Source organism: Gemella sp. oral taxon 928 (assembly GCF_001553915.1).
GTDB lineage: Bacteria > Bacillota > Bacilli > Staphylococcales > Gemellaceae > Gemella > Gemella massiliensis.
Genome location: NZ_CP014233.1, coordinates 1,396,465 through 1,411,343 on the forward strand (window position 1 = coordinate 1,396,465; position 14,879 = coordinate 1,411,343).

A 14,879-nucleotide genomic window follows, 5' to 3' on the forward strand; every position below is an offset into this window, starting at 1 on the left:
TCCTCTACGTAAAACTATATAATTTACTATTATAGTTGTTCAGCAACCGTTCTGTCAATAAATATAAATTATAATATATAATAAACTTATTACTAAAAAAATAAAAAATAAATTTTTTTAAAATATACGTTACTATACCAAAAAAGGAATTATTCTTAACAAAAAATATATCACATAGTTTAAATAATGTATCAATAAGTTATAAAAACATAATTTATATTTTTTCTATTTAATATTTCATAATTTATCTTTCTTTTTTCCATTTTCTTATTTTTGTTCTAAATGTTTTAAAAGGTGCAACTGTATTTACTTGAACAAATTTCCATATAGGCCATATTGTTGTTTTAGTTGCACTATCTGCCCATTTTCTTTTATGCGGCATAAATAATTCTTCATCAGAAATATTTTCTAACCATACGGTTATTTCATTCACGTTATTTGTTAGCGCAATAATTAATTCTTCTAAAGTCATTTTAGAATATTGCTCATAAAACCAAGAATATAATTTACCAAGCTCATTCCATTTAAAGTTGGGGTGAGGTGTTTTAACAATTTTTCCAATAAGCTCATCTCGTTCCCATTGTAATAACAAAGTCGTCCACCCTAATTGATAAGATAAATTTTCTGCCGGCGTCCTATCTACTCCGTCTATTCGTAGATTTTTATCTACTTCCTTTATTGTTAAAAATTCTGTAATATATTTTTCAAATGCTTTGTTAATTTCATTAATCAACTCTTTTTTAGAATTATATTGTTTCATTACGCTTCTCCTTTACATACAACACATAGACTTATTATATTCTTATGTTAAGACTTTCTTCTATGGCTTGAATAGTTTTTCATAGTTATCGATAAAGAAAGTATTTGCATCGCTATCAAGTATTAGTAACTTTTCCTTGACACGATTACCAAAACAGCATCATTTTCTTATGATTTAGGTTGATTAATATAAAATATCTTCTGGCTTAATTTTATCTTCTTCTGTTATCTTTCTAATCACCTTACATGGTGAACCGGCTGCAATAACACCAGCTGGAATATCTTTATTAACAACACTTCCAGCACCAATAATTGAACCTTTTCCTATTGTTACACCACCACAAACTGTTGAATTTGCTCCGATCCAAACATTATCTTCTAAAGTTATAGGTGCCGAGGTTGATACACCTTTTGCTCGTTGTTCAGGATGTATCGCATGACCTGAACAAGCTATACACACTCCCGGTGCAATAAATGCACCATTCCCTATATTAACAGGCGAATTATCTAAAATTACACAGTTATAGTTAATAAAAGCAAAACCATGTATATGAATGTTAAATCCATAATCACAACGAAAACTTGGTTCAATAAACACGTAATCTGAACAAGTTCCAAATAATTTTTTTAAAATTTCAATACGTTTATCTTGTTCTTTTGGTAAGGTTTGATTATATTCCCAACATAATTCCTTTGCATAATATTGTTTTTCCATAGGCGTATTTTCATACCCACTTGCATACGATGTATTTCGATTCATTATTTCCAACAAGTCCATCTTAATCTCCTTTTATATTATTAATACTTAGATTTATCTGTACATAGATATTTCTAAACTATCCATATATTGAGCTAATGACTTGTTAAACTTCTCATATTCAGCCACTTGAAACTCCTCTGTCAGACATCCAACTGAACATCTGACAACTTGAAGCTGATTAAAAAATGTTATCATTAACGGTACACCTATTATTTTAGATATACCACGTATTGTCATTTTTCCCGCTTCTTCTAATTTCAAAACTTCTTCTTTCGAATTAATACTCACGATTTTATCGTCAACAAGGACTTCTACATTATCATAGTAATCATAAGCTAAATTAACTGCTTTGCAAATATGTTCCCAACCAACCCTATAGGTTAATCTATATTCTGCAAATAACCATCCATTTTCTTTTTCTACACCTAATAAAAGTATCTCTTTTCCTCCTGCTTAAAAATTTTAAAAGTTAAATTAATAGATTTCATTTTCTCCATTACGTACTTGAATAGATATACTCATGTATTTTCGAAACCTTTCATCTCCAGCATATGAAATAATGTATTCTTCCTCTTAAGCATCAAAAGAATATATTTCTGACCTTTAACTATTAACGTCATGAACCACAGTTCTGCGAAATATTTCTTCTAACCGCTTTTCTTCGCCAGTATTTTTGCTAATAATTGTTATTCCTAAATCTCTAATTTTCTTTTTGAAAATATTAAATTTTTTAACCATATAGAATATTTTCCATATTCTCTTACCATAAAAGTAGTTTCCTTTTCTCTGTAAGGTAGTTCACATATCGCTTATTTATTATAATTTTCGCGATATATTTTCAAAAAAACAATAATAACCCACTCATTACTATTAATACATAATATAAATTATTCACACTATTTTCTTTAATTTTAATTACGAATTATTTCTAATCATCATATAAATTTGCTAAAAAGTTTATAATAATATTATAATGTATTTAATTTGAAAGAACAATGATGAATTGTAATGACTATTTGAATTTTAATAATTTTTACAATAAAGTGCAATAGTAAGTTATAAAAAAGACGACAGCATTCGCTATCGTCTTTACTAATTACTTTATTGTTATAAGTATGAATAAGAAATCTAATAACTAAATTAAACCGGCATCTTTTAGAATTTCTTCAATATATGTTCCTTTAATTTTTTTCAATACACGTTTACTAAATACTTTGACAAGTAGAGGGAGTTTTACTTCTTCTAGTTTTTTACCATCCATTAAACGACTCGTAGATTTAGTCATTACTCGTAAGTCATAAGCAGAAGCAAACACTTCAGGCACACCGCGATCAATATCTAATAATGTATAAACAGCTTCCATCGCTGTACGAACAGAGTATTCAGTAGTGAAGACAGTATCACGGGCTGTCTCAGAGAAGTTTCCTATAAATGCTAAGTTTTTCGAACCTTCCGGAATAACTAACGGACGATCTCCATCGCATCTTGGCATAAAGTAACTAGTTATATACGGCATATAACATGGAACTGTACTACATCCTTTGCTAGCAAATTCGTGAATAAATTGTTCAGGAACGCCAATATGGTAAAGCCATTCCTCTGCTATTTCAATACCGGTACAAGCTTCTATTGGTTTTTTAACGTAGTTGCCCGGGATATTTGAATATAGACCATAAATCCAAACAACTAGCTCATCTTTAGACTGAGATTTAAAGTGTGGTTGGCGGTTAAGCGTATAACTCATCATCCAGTTTGAATCACGAGCTGTTACAATACCGCCTGTTACTACTTTACCGGCATAAGGGTCACGCTTGCTAATTTTTTCGATATATTCTCCAATTCGTTTATCCTTTACAGTTGCTGTCGCAGAAACAAACCAGCTTTGATCCGGAAGATTTTCACAAAATACTTCCGGTCGACCAAAACGTTCATCTTGTTTGGCTAAGTTTTTCCAAAGTTGCCAAGCTCCGCCAAGTTCTTTATTGACAGGTGCTGATGTATCATTATTGCCATAAGTTGTTGAAGCAGTGATACTACCATTTGTAACAAAAACAAGGTCATCTTCTGTTAATTCTCTAACAACCGATTCTCCTTCTACTTCTAAAATTAAGTTTTTAGCAATAAGATTTTTTCCATGTTTTTCTACTTTAATGTCTTTAACAACAGTATTATATTCAAAAGTAACCCCATGACTTTCATTGATTATATTTAGTGAACTTAAGTGCTGATAAATCTGGAAGTCCATTAATATGATGAATAAATCTCAATATATAACGGCGCATTTCTGTAGCTGAATGCCACTTTTCAAAAGCAAACATGGTTGACCAATAAATCCAGAAATTTGTTTCAAAAAATTCTTTACTAAATACATCTGTAATTTTTTTACCTTGTAGTTCTGATTCTGAAGTTAAGTATAATTTAACCATTTCTTGACTAGATTTATCAGGTAAAGCAAAATTTCCATCGTTAGGGATTTGTTGTCCACGTTTTTCAATAACACGACATTTTGAATAGTTAGGATCTTCTTTATTTAGCCAGTAGAACTCATCTAAAACTGATGCATCTTCTTCCTCTAATGACGGAATAGAACGGAAAAGATCCCAAAGACATTCAAAATGATCTTCCATCTCACGACCACCACGGATAATAAATCCACGTGTTGGATTCATAATACCATCCAAACTACCTCCTGCTATCGGAAGTTCTTCAAGAATATGGATTCTATCCCCTTTCATTTGCCCATCTCGAATTAAAAAGGCTGCCGCAGAAAGAGATGCGAGTCCAGAACCAATTAAATAAGCTGATTTTTTATCAACTCCTGCCGGTTTTTTCGGTTTAGCAAAAGCTTCATAATTTCCATTTGAATAATACATAAAAACCCCTCCTAAAAAAGTGTATATTAATATCACCATTAATATACACTTTTCATATAAATAAAACAATTTACAATTTCCGCTTTTTGCCTAACTATTTTACAAATTTTTCGAATTGTAAAGGAGCTATTTTTTCTTTATTAAAGTAGGGAAATAATTTCACCTAGCATAACTTTTTCAATTCTTTCAACAAGCTCTTCTACAGTTTCAGGCATTTGCTTTTCAATCCAATCTAATCCTACACCAACTAAAGCATAAGTATAAAAAGAATAAGAAAACTCCACTTGTTTCGCCTCTTCATTAGTAACTTCGATTTTTTGAAATATTTGTCGACTTAAGAACAACTCAATCTCTTTTTTTAAAATTTTTTCTAAAAAACCTTTTCCAAAAGAGTGATAAGTATTTAGGACAAAAACATGATTCACAGAGATATATTGAAAAATTGAGGTTAATGCATCTTGCCATTTTTCATAAGTTTTACCTCTACCAATTGAAGTTACTACTTCGCGAAGATAAATCCACTCCACTAAATCATAAATATCTTTAAAATTGCTATAAAATGTCTGACGACTTACTTCACATGCTTGTGTCAAATCGTTAATTGTTATTTTAGATAATGATTTTTTCTCTGCCATTTTCTTTAAAGTAGATGCCAGTACTTTTTTTATTACTATAGCCATAGCTAATCACTCCCTTTCTTTTAGTATTAGTCGATTAAATTATAACGGATATTTACATTTTTTTCTATATCTTTTAGTAAATTTGTTATAAAAAAATCGAACTTGAGTTTTTCATCAATCCGATTTTTCGTTGAGTCAATTAAAAAAAACAATGTTAAACAAAAAATAAAGCCTTGAAAAATCAAGACTTTATTTCTTATTATATTACTTAAATTATTTAATGATTGAAGTAACAACACCTGAACCTACTGTACGTCCACCTTCACGAATTGAGAAACGAGTTCCTTCTTCGATAGCGATTGGAGAAATAAGTTCAACATTGATAGCTACGTTGTCACCAGGCATTACCATTTCTGTACCTTCAGGTAATGTAACCACTCCAGTTACGTCAGTTGTACGGAAGTAGAATTGTGGACGGTAGTTACTGAAGAATGGAGTGTGACGACCACCTTCTTCTTTAGATAATACATACACATCTGCTACGAATTGAGTATGTGGAGTAATTGTTTTAGGAGCTGCTAAAACTTGTCCACGTTCAATATCTTCACGAGCAACACCACGTAATAAAGCACCGATGTTATCCCCTGCTTCAGCGTAATCTAATAATTTACGGAACATTTCTACTCCGGTTACAGTTGTAGAAGCCGGTTCATCAGTTAAACCAACGATTTCTACTACATCACCAACTTTAACTTGTCCACGTTCAACACGTCCTGTAGCAACTGTACCACGTCCTGTAATTGAGAACACGTCTTCAACCGGCATCATGAATGGTTTTGCATTATCACGTTCTGGAGTTGGGATATAGGTATCAACAACTTCCATAAGTTCAATAATAGCTTTTTCTGCTTCAGGATCACCTTCAAGAGCTTTAAGAGCAGAACCTTTGATTACAGGTAGATCATCTCCATCGTATCCGTATTCAGATAATAGTTCACGAACTTCCATTTCAACTAGTTCTAATAACTCTTCATCATCTACCATATCGCATTTGTTTAAGAATACTACAATTTTAGGTACCCCAACGTTACGTGATAATAAGATGTGTTCACGAGTTTGAGCCATAGGACCATCAGTAGCAGCGATTACTAGGATAGCTCCGTCCATTTGTGCAGCACCTGTGATCATGTTTTTAACATAGTCAGCATGTCCCGGACAGTCAACGTGTGCATAGTGACGTGTTGGAGTTTCATATTCGATATGAGAAGTGTTAATTGTAATACCACGTTCTCTTTCTTCAGGCGCATTATCGATAGAAGCGTAGTCTTTAGCTTCTCCTCCATAAGTTTTAGCCAAAACAGTTGCAATAGCTGCTGTTAAAGTTGTTTTACCATGGTCAACGTGACCAATTGTTCCAATGTTAGCATGTGTTTTACTACGGTCAAATTTTTCTTTTGCCATTTTATAAAATCTCTCCTTAAAGTTAATTTAATATACATTAGCCACATAGCATTCTATGATAACTATATTTTATAATGTTACAATAAAAATTGCAACTATAAAGGGTAACTATTGACTACCCTTTATTTTTTTGATGATTTCTTCTGAAATTGATTTTGGTACTTCTTCATAGTGATCAAATGTCATTGTGTAAGTACCACGTCCTTGAGTTGAAGAACGTAAAGATGTTGCATACCCGAACATTTCTGATAGCGGTACTTGGGCAGCTACTACTTGTGCATTACCACGAGCTTCCATACCTTCTACACGACCACGACGTGAAGTAATATCTCCCATAATATCTCCCAGATATTCTTCAGGCATAACTACTTCAACTTTCATAATCGGTTCTAAGATAACAGGATTACATTTTTTAGCCGCTTCTTTAAGCGCTAATGATGCTGCTACTTTAAACGCCATTTCAGATGAGTCGACGTCATGATATGATCCATCAAACAATTTAGCTTTAACGTCGATTAATTCGTATCCTGCCAATACACCGTTCGCCATAGAATCTTTAAGTCCTGCTTCTACCGCCGGAATATATTCACGAGGAACTACCCCACCGACAATAGCGTTTTCGAATTCAAATCCTGCTCCCGGTTCGTTTGGAGTAAATTCAATCCATACGTCCCCATATTGTCCACGACCACCAGATTGACGAGTAAATTTACCTTGTACTTGTGCAGATTGTTTGAATGTTTCACGGTATGATACCATAGGAGCACCTACTGTACATTCAACTTTAAATTCACGACGCATACGATCTACAATAATATCTAAGTGTAATTCACCCATACCGGCAATGATAACTTGTCCGGTTTCTTCATCTGTACCCGCACGGAATGTCGGGTCTTCTTCTTGAAGTTTCTGTAAAGCTGTAGCCATTTTATCTTGGTCAGCTTTAGATTTCGGTTCAACTGAAAGTTGAATAACCGGTTCCGGAAATTCCATTGATTCCAAAATAACTTCATTTTTCTCATCACAAAGTGTATCACCGGTAGTAGTATCTTTAAGACCTACTGCTGCTGCAATATCCCCTGCATAAACTTCTGAAATTTCGTTACGAGTATTAGCGTGCATTTGTAATATACGCCCTACACGTTCACGTTTACCTTTTGTTGAGTTCTTAACATATGAACCAGATGATAAAACACCTGAATACACACGGAAGAATGTAAGTTTCCCTACAAATGGGTCAGTCATAACTTTGAATGCTAATGCTGAAAACGGTTCTTCGTCTGAAGAATGTCTTTCTACTTCTTCATCTGTATCCGGATCTGTTCCTTTAATAGCAGGTACATCTAATGGTGATGGCAAGTAGTCTACTACTGCATCAAGCATTGGTTGTACTCCTTTATATTTGAACGCCGAACCGCACACAACCGGGAAGAATTCTACTGATAAAGTAGCTTTACGAATTACAGCTTTTAAATCTGCAACGGTAATTTCTTCTCCACCTAAGTATTTTTCCATAAATTCTTCATCAAATTCTGCTACAGCTTCGATTAATTTTTCACGGTATTCTTCGGCTTGATCTTGGTATTCCGCCGGAATTTCTTTAACAACAAGATTTTCACCAACGCTACCTTCATTATAGATAGCTTTCATTTCTACAAGATCAATAACACCTTCAAATTGGTCTTCTGCACCGATTGCTAATTGAATCGGATGTGCATTTGCTTGTAATCTGTCATGAATTGTTCCTACTGAATATAGGAAGTCAGCTCCTGTTTTATCCATTTTATTAACGAATACAATACGAGGAACTCCATAAGTTGTTGCTTGACGCCAAACAGTTTCAGTTTGTGGTTCAACACCAGATTGAGCATCAAGAACAGCAACAGAACCGTCAAGTACACGTAATGAACGTTCAACTTCCACTGTAAAGTCTACGTGTCCCGGTGTGTCAATAATATTGATTCTGTGATTTTTCCATTCGGCAGTTGTTGCAGCAGATGTAATTGTAATCCCACGTTCTTGTTCTTGTTCCATCCAGTCCATTTGCGAAGCACCTTCATGTGTTTCACCTATTTTATGAATTTTCCCAGTGTAGAACAAGATACGCTCTGTTGCAGTAGTTTTACCTGCATCAATGTGAGCCATGATACCGATATTACGAGTATCTTTTAAAGAAAATGCTCTAGCCATGAGTCAATTTTCTCCTTTCATATAATGTTTAAATATTTTTGACAATGTCTATTTTATAGTGAAAAACTCAAGCTAACATTAACTAGCTTGATATTCACCTTATTATTACCAACGATAATGAGCAAACGCTTTATTAGCTTCAGCCATTTTGTGAGTATCCTCACGTTTTTTAACTGCTGATCCTGTATTGTTTGCTGCATCTAGGATTTCATTAGCAAGACGTTGTTCCATAGTTTTTTCTCCTCTTAAACGAGAGTAGTTAACTAACCAACGCAATCCTAATGTAATTCTTCTTTCAGCACGTACTTCTACCGGTACTTGGTAGTTAGAACCACCTACACGACGAGCACGTACTTCCAGTACAGGCATAATGTTGTTTAATGCTTCATCAAACACTTCCATAGCATCACGACCTGATTTTTCTTTGATTATATCAAATGAAGAATACAGAATTCTTTGAGCTGTACCGCGTTTACCATCTAGCATTAATTTATTTATCAATTTTGTAACCAATTTTGAGTTGTAAATTGGATCTGGCAAAACATCACGTTTTGCAACCGGACCTTTACGTGGCATAATGTTGCCTCCTTTCACGAAATTCTTTTATCAAATTATTTTCAAATTATTATTTTTTCTCTTTTGGTTTTTTAGCACCGTATAGAGAACGTCCTTGTTTACGGTCGTTAACTCCTGCAGTATCTAAAGCTCCACGGATAATGTGGTAACGTACCCCCGGTAAGTCTTTTACACGTCCTCCACGAATAAGTACAACACTGTGTTCTTGAAGATTGTGTCCGATACCCGGGATATATGCTGTTACTTCGATTTGATTTGATAAACGAACACGCGCATATTTACGTAAAGCTGAGTTAGGTTTTTTAGGTGTCATAGTCCCAACACGAGTACATACTCCTCTTTTTTGTGGAGAAGAAATATCAGTTTCTTTCTTTCTTTGAGAGTTATACCCTTTGTTAAGAGCCGGTGAATCTGATTTCGATACTTTTGATTTACGAGGTTTACGAACTAATTGATTAATAGTTGGCATTTCTTTGGTTTCCTCCTTTCCATAAAAATTTTATTTTTATTATGAATCACATATCCAGGTGGTTCATAAAATTACAATTTTTTTAAGCCTAGTGGCTTTACACAGAGCGTTCAAAACACTCACGTACTAAATAATAACATTTTTTTTTTTTATTGTCAATAGTTTTTTTAATTTTTTCTACTCTCTCATATACCTATTTAATAATATCTTATTTTTACACATAACCGGGTGTATCGTAAAAATTATCTAAATAAAAATTTTAATATAAACACTATTATTTTTTATTTGTTTATATTAAAATTATTTATATCAAATATCCATCCGTAATTTATTATTTTTACTATTTTAATTATATTTGGATATTTGTCTTTTTGTATACTATAAAATATTTTTCCCCATGCTACGTATTTGACACAAAGCAATAAATAATACGGGAAGGAAATTTTTTCCCATGCCCGTATCATTGTACAACCAAAAATTGATTGCCCCACCTAATTCTTTTTTACTCTATATCACGATAATAATCACTTGTTATTTCACGATATGGTTGTATATCCTGAACGTATTCAAGAACACCTTGAAATTCATTGTTATTATCATATACTCCCGCATAAGTTATATGAACGAATTTATCACGTGATTTAGATTTAAACCACATTTCATATTTATCTTTTTTTCCATCACGCAAATTTTTAAAAATTATACGTACTTTTTCTAAATATTGTGGAGGATGACAAAGTTCAACATTACGTCCTATTTGACTTGGAGTACGTTTAAAGATCATCTCATCACTTGGCACATTATCATTATAATATTGAAATATATCATCTTTATTCACAAAGGTAATTTCCATCGGCAAGTGATTAAGTATTAAATTTGCCTGTTCTACTGACAAATATCCATTACCAAAAGATTGTTCGCTATTTCTGTCAATAACCTTATTCTTATTTTCTTTGGGTTTAAAAGTGATGGTAAATTCACCTTCCGGAGTATCTATAACTTTTTGTGTTAAATTATTTTCTTCATTGGATATTTCTTGTGTTTGTTTCGAATTTTCTATTTCTTTTCCAAATGGCTCCCTATGTGGAACCCATTTTTCTGTCGGTTTAATTATTGCATATCCATACACATCACTCTCTTTAGCTATGTTTAGCCAATCATCTTGATTAAATGTTTCCATAAGAATCATAAGTAATATGGATTCTTCCTTAAAAATCATTTCTTCAAATTCTTTAACAAAAACTTCAAAACTTGCTTTAACTTCCTCTATATCAACGTTGGGAAATTTTTCTGCATCTTTTAAGGCTTTATTAAATAATTTACGTATTTTATCATCCACGCCCCACATAACTTTAGGTGGTGCGGTATGACCATAACGTTCCATAATAGGGAACATCAATTCTTCTTTTCGACGATAATGTATATCAAACTGACCTAATAAATTTAACTGACGAAAAAGTCCTTTTAATACTTCTTTTTTAGTCATTTCATCCGTTATTTTTTCATAATTTGCTAAAATACGTCTTACACGCATAATAGCAGCTCTAAGGGCAAAATTTTCTTGCTTAAATATTTGAACAGGGTGTCCCGGATGTTCTGTATCTGCAATTTCTACATTTTTTATTGCTCCTTTGAAAAGATTGGCATGAACATTACATAATTTCATTACGTCTTCAAACGTAACACCCGAATTAGAATTCATAAGTTCATGTTCCATAAGGCTAATTTCTATCGCTGATACTCCTGTAAAATGCTTATCAAATTCTTCTTGAACAGATTCTGCACTCTCTCCATTATGCAAACGCAACAGAATAGATTTTAAGACCTCTATACGTTTAGTAGCCATTAATCCAGTCCTACCACTTCGTATCCATTTGCTTTTAATGTAGAAATTATTTTTTCCAACTCTATCCCTGCCAACTTAGAACCCATTTTTAACGATGTTTTTCTACCTATAGTATTTCTCATAATAGGATTGGCTAACGGTTTAAAACCTAAGTCTACTAAAATATCCAACACCTCCGGATGTTTATCTACAACCTCCGCTACCGGAATACTTACATCAATAATATTATCCATTTTACTAACCTCACTTCTTTTTTCCTGTGGATTTATTATATCACATCTGAAAAATTTTCTCTAACAATTATCAATATTTATTATTAAGTGATATATTTATAAATTATAGATTAATATCATTCACTTATTTTTACAATGTTTTTAAATTGTAGGTCTTTACTTTAAGCATTTTTATTGTTTTTCTTTAATGATATGTTATAATAACTTATACGGGAGTCTGTAAACAGTCTGAGAGGAAATTCTATAATTTCGACCGAACCTGATCTGGATAATGCCAGCGTAGGAAAGTTAATCTTAAAGACCATAATTAGACCCCTTAAACTTATAAGGAGGTTTTTTATTTTGCAAAATTGCAGTATCGCTTTACAAATTCTTCCATTAGAAAAAGATGATATTGGAAGATTAAAAACTATTGATAAAGTTATAAACTTTATTTTATCAAAACATTCCACCGCCGTCGTTACGCCGTTTGAAACGGTAATTGAAGGTGATTTTAATGACTTAATGGCGACTTTAAAAGAATGTTTACTTATCGCTGGGGAAAATTGCAATAATATTTTTGCCAATGTAAAAATTAATTACGGGAGTATTTTAACAATTGATGAAAAAATTAGTAAATTTAATTAATAAATATACCAGCGCTATTACTATGATTTTTCTGCTTATTATTTGGCAAGGAGCAGGATATTTGAATCTACTCCCAAAATATATAATTCCTACTCCAACGGAAATAATACATGCTTTTATAAAAAACTATAAAACATTAATTTTTCATAGTAAAATCACTTTAATAGAGGCTATTATCGGGTTATTTTTAGGAATTGTAATAGCTTGGCTCTTAGCTTTAATAATGGATAGCATCCCTGCCTTTAATAAAGCCATTTATCCGCTTTTAGTTTTAACACAAACTATCCCGACTATAGCTATAGCACCTATACTTGTTTTATGGTTAGGCTACGGTCTTACACCTAAAATAGTATTAATAATACTTACCACAACTTTTCCGATTATTGTCAGTATTCTCGATGGTTTTAGAAACTGCGATAAGGACATGATTACTCTACTCAAACTTATGAATGCCGGCAAACTACAAATACTCTGGCATGTCAAAATCCCGAATAGCCTTTCATATTTTTATGCAGGGCTTCGTGTAAGTGTATCATATGCTTTTATCGCTGCGGTGGTTGCTGAATGGCTTGGCGGTTTTGAAGGACTTGGTGTTTATATGATTAAAGCTAAAAAATTATTTGAATATGATACTATGTTTGCGATTATTATTCTAGTATCAATAATTAGTTTGCTAAGTATTCAATTAGTAAAACTAAGTGAAAAGAAAATTATTAAATGGAAATATATAGGAGACAATTATGAAAAAAATAATAATTAGTTTATTTGCCATTGTTCTTGCTGTAACGCTTACAGCTTGCGGTACTAATAAACAAAATACAGAACAAAAAAAAGATTTAAAAAAAGTGGATTTCGTTTTAGATTGGGCGATAAATACAAATCACACCGGACTTTTTGTTGCAAAAGAAAAAGGCTATTTTGCTGAAGCAGGTATTGATCTTGATATTAAACCGGCACCGGAGGATAGTACTTCTGATTTAATTATTAATAATAAAGCACCATTTGGGATTTATTACCAAGACACTATGGCTAATAAACTTTCTAAAGGGGCAGGTATCACCGCTGTTGCGGCAATAATAGAACATAATACTTCCGGTGTTATTTCATTGAAAAAAAGTGACATTAAAGAACCTAAAGATTTAGTAGGGAAAAAATATGGAACATGGAATGATCCTGTGGAACTTGCCATGATTAAATCATTAGTTGAAAAACAAGGTGGAGATTTTAGCAAGGTAAAACTTACCCCTAATACAGATACTAATTCTGTCACTCCAATGGAAAATGGAGCGTTTGATGCTGCATGGATTTATTATGCGTGGGATGGTAAGCTGGCTGAATCTATGAATTTAGATATTAACTACTTCTACTTAAAAGATTTTGCTAAAGAACTGGACTACTATTCTCCGGTAATTATCGCTAATAACGATTATTTAAAAGAGAACAAAGAAGAAGCAAAAAAAGTTATTCAAGCAATTAAGAAAGGATATATCTATGCAATGGAACATCCTGAAGAAGCTGCTGATATTTTAATCAAAAATGCACCGGAATTAAAAGAAAAACGTGACTTTATCATTAATTCACAAAAATATTTATCAGAACGTTATGCAACCGATAAAAATAAATGGGGCGAATTTGATGCTGAACGTTGGAATGCGTTTTACCGTTGGGTAAACAAAAATAACATCGTTGAAAAACCTCTAGCAGATAACACAGGATTTACCAATGACTTTGTAAAATAATGACCGTATTATCAATAAAAAACTTAACTTATAGTTATCCAAATAATGATATATTAAAAAATATTAATATCCATGTTAATAGTGGAGAGATAGTTTCTATCCTTGGAGGAAGCGGTGTAGGTAAAACAACTTTGTTTAATCTTATCGCCGGCATAATAGAACTTAGTCAAGGTGAAATAGCAATAGAAAATAACACTAACTTTAAAGGTAAAGTCAGTTATATGCTACAAAAAGATTTATTACTTGAACATAAAACTGTTATCGGCAATATTATTCTGCCTTTACTAATAAAAAAAATTAAGAAAAAAGAGGCTGAAAAAGAAGCTATTGAAAATTTGAAACTTTTTAATCTTTATGAATATAAAGACAAATATCCCAGTGAACTCAGCGGCGGCATGCGTCAACGTGTTGCACTTCTCAGAACTTATATGTTCAAACAGAAGTTATTTTTACTGGATGAGCCGTTTAGTGCTTTAGATGCAATTACCAAGATATCTCTTCACAGTTGGTTTTTAGATATTAGTCGTACTTTGAACCTGACCACACTACTTATCACCCATGACATAGATGAGGCTATTGAGCTTAGTAACAGAATATATATCATTAAAAATAAACCGGGAGAAATAGTTTCTGAATTAACTATTAATCTTGACAAGACTAAAGATAAAGACGAACAAAAACTGCAATACAAAAAAGAAATCTTAAATATTCTCGGCTTATAAAAGC

Annotated in this window: 14 protein-coding genes, 1 pseudogene and 1 riboswitch; of the genes and pseudogenes, 4 read left to right on the forward strand and 11 right to left on the reverse strand. The window is 32.4% G+C overall.

Features of this window, described 5'->3' with window-relative positions; all coding sequences use genetic code 11:
• Positions 1–244: 244 nt before the first annotated feature.
• The 11 genes and pseudogenes from AXE85_RS06435 to AXE85_RS06495 all read right to left on the reverse strand — a co-directional run bounded on the left by AXE85_RS06435 (position 245) and on the right by AXE85_RS06495 (position 11,787).
• Complete coding sequence (locus tag AXE85_RS06435; protein ID WP_062174059.1) at positions 245–760, reverse strand: ClbS/DfsB family four-helix bundle protein; 516 nt, start codon at positions 758–760, stop codon at positions 245–247.
• 183 nt (positions 761–943) lie between these two features.
• Positions 944–1,537 (reverse strand): sugar O-acetyltransferase, encoded by a 594-nt coding sequence (locus AXE85_RS06440; RefSeq protein WP_062174061.1) that lies wholly within the window; start codon positions 1,535–1,537, stop codon positions 944–946.
• A 33-nt stretch (positions 1,538–1,570) separates the two neighbouring features.
• Complete coding sequence (locus tag AXE85_RS08670) at positions 1,571–1,807, reverse strand: hypothetical protein (protein WP_231723765.1); 237 nt, start codon at positions 1,805–1,807, stop codon at positions 1,571–1,573.
• 847 nt (positions 1,808–2,654) lie between these two features.
• Positions 2,655–4,392: pseudogene (locus AXE85_RS06450) on the reverse strand (oleate hydratase).
• Positions 4,393–4,532: 140 nt separating this feature from the next.
• The gene (locus AXE85_RS06455) at positions 4,533–5,072 is read right to left on the reverse strand and encodes a TetR/AcrR family transcriptional regulator (RefSeq protein WP_062174065.1); all 540 of its coding nucleotides are present in this window, start codon (positions 5,070–5,072) and stop codon (positions 4,533–4,535) included.
• Positions 5,073–5,285: 213 nt separating this feature from the next.
• Complete coding sequence (tuf, locus tag AXE85_RS06465) at positions 5,286–6,473, reverse strand: elongation factor Tu (protein ID WP_021753309.1); 1,188 nt, start codon at positions 6,471–6,473, stop codon at positions 5,286–5,288.
• A gap of 108 nt (positions 6,474–6,581) precedes the next feature.
• Positions 6,582–8,663, reverse strand: coding sequence for an elongation factor G (fusA, locus tag AXE85_RS06470; RefSeq protein WP_062174069.1), 2,082 nt, complete (start codon positions 8,661–8,663; stop codon positions 6,582–6,584).
• 105 nt (positions 8,664–8,768) lie between these two features.
• A complete protein-coding gene (gene rpsG / locus AXE85_RS06475) occupies positions 8,769–9,239 on the reverse strand; it encodes a 30S ribosomal protein S7 (RefSeq protein WP_040461137.1) in 471 nt (156 codons plus the stop codon).
• 49 nt (positions 9,240–9,288) lie between these two features.
• Positions 9,289–9,708, reverse strand: coding sequence for a 30S ribosomal protein S12 (rpsL, locus tag AXE85_RS06480; protein ID WP_021753312.1), 420 nt, complete (start codon positions 9,706–9,708; stop codon positions 9,289–9,291).
• 502 nt (positions 9,709–10,210) lie between these two features.
• Positions 10,211–11,554: a DUF438 domain-containing protein gene (locus AXE85_RS06490; RefSeq protein ID WP_062174073.1), complete on the reverse strand. Its 1,344-nt coding sequence runs from the start codon at positions 11,552–11,554 to the stop codon at positions 10,211–10,213.
• Positions 11,554–11,787: a DUF1858 domain-containing protein gene (locus tag AXE85_RS06495; protein WP_021753314.1), complete on the reverse strand. Its 234-nt coding sequence runs from the start codon at positions 11,785–11,787 to the stop codon at positions 11,554–11,556. The genes AXE85_RS06490 and AXE85_RS06495 overlap by 1 nt, the downstream gene beginning before the upstream one ends.
• Before the next feature lie 199 nt (positions 11,788–11,986).
• A riboswitch (TPP riboswitch) is annotated at positions 11,987–12,091 on the forward strand.
• Positions 12,092–12,129: 38 nt separating this feature from the next.
• On the opposite strand from AXE85_RS06495, the gene AXE85_RS06500 reads away from it, so the two are divergent.
• From AXE85_RS06500 to AXE85_RS06515, 4 genes are read left to right on the forward strand one after another with little or no spacing between them, the layout of a single operon-like run.
• A complete protein-coding gene (locus AXE85_RS06500) occupies positions 12,130–12,414 on the forward strand; it encodes a thiamine-binding protein (RefSeq protein ID WP_021753315.1) in 285 nt (94 codons plus the stop codon).
• Positions 12,389–13,174, forward strand: coding sequence for an ABC transporter permease (locus AXE85_RS06505; protein WP_062174076.1), 786 nt, complete (start codon positions 12,389–12,391; stop codon positions 13,172–13,174). Before AXE85_RS06500 ends, AXE85_RS06505 begins: the two co-directional genes overlap by 26 nt.
• Positions 13,155–14,153, forward strand: a complete 999-nt coding sequence (locus tag AXE85_RS06510; RefSeq protein WP_062174078.1) for an ABC transporter substrate-binding protein — start codon at positions 13,155–13,157, stop codon at positions 14,151–14,153. Before AXE85_RS06505 ends, AXE85_RS06510 begins: the two co-directional genes overlap by 20 nt.
• Positions 14,153–14,875, forward strand: coding sequence for an ATP-binding cassette domain-containing protein (locus AXE85_RS06515; RefSeq protein WP_062174080.1), 723 nt, complete (start codon positions 14,153–14,155; stop codon positions 14,873–14,875). Before AXE85_RS06510 ends, AXE85_RS06515 begins: the two co-directional genes overlap by 1 nt.
• Positions 14,876–14,879 lie beyond the last annotated feature (4 nt).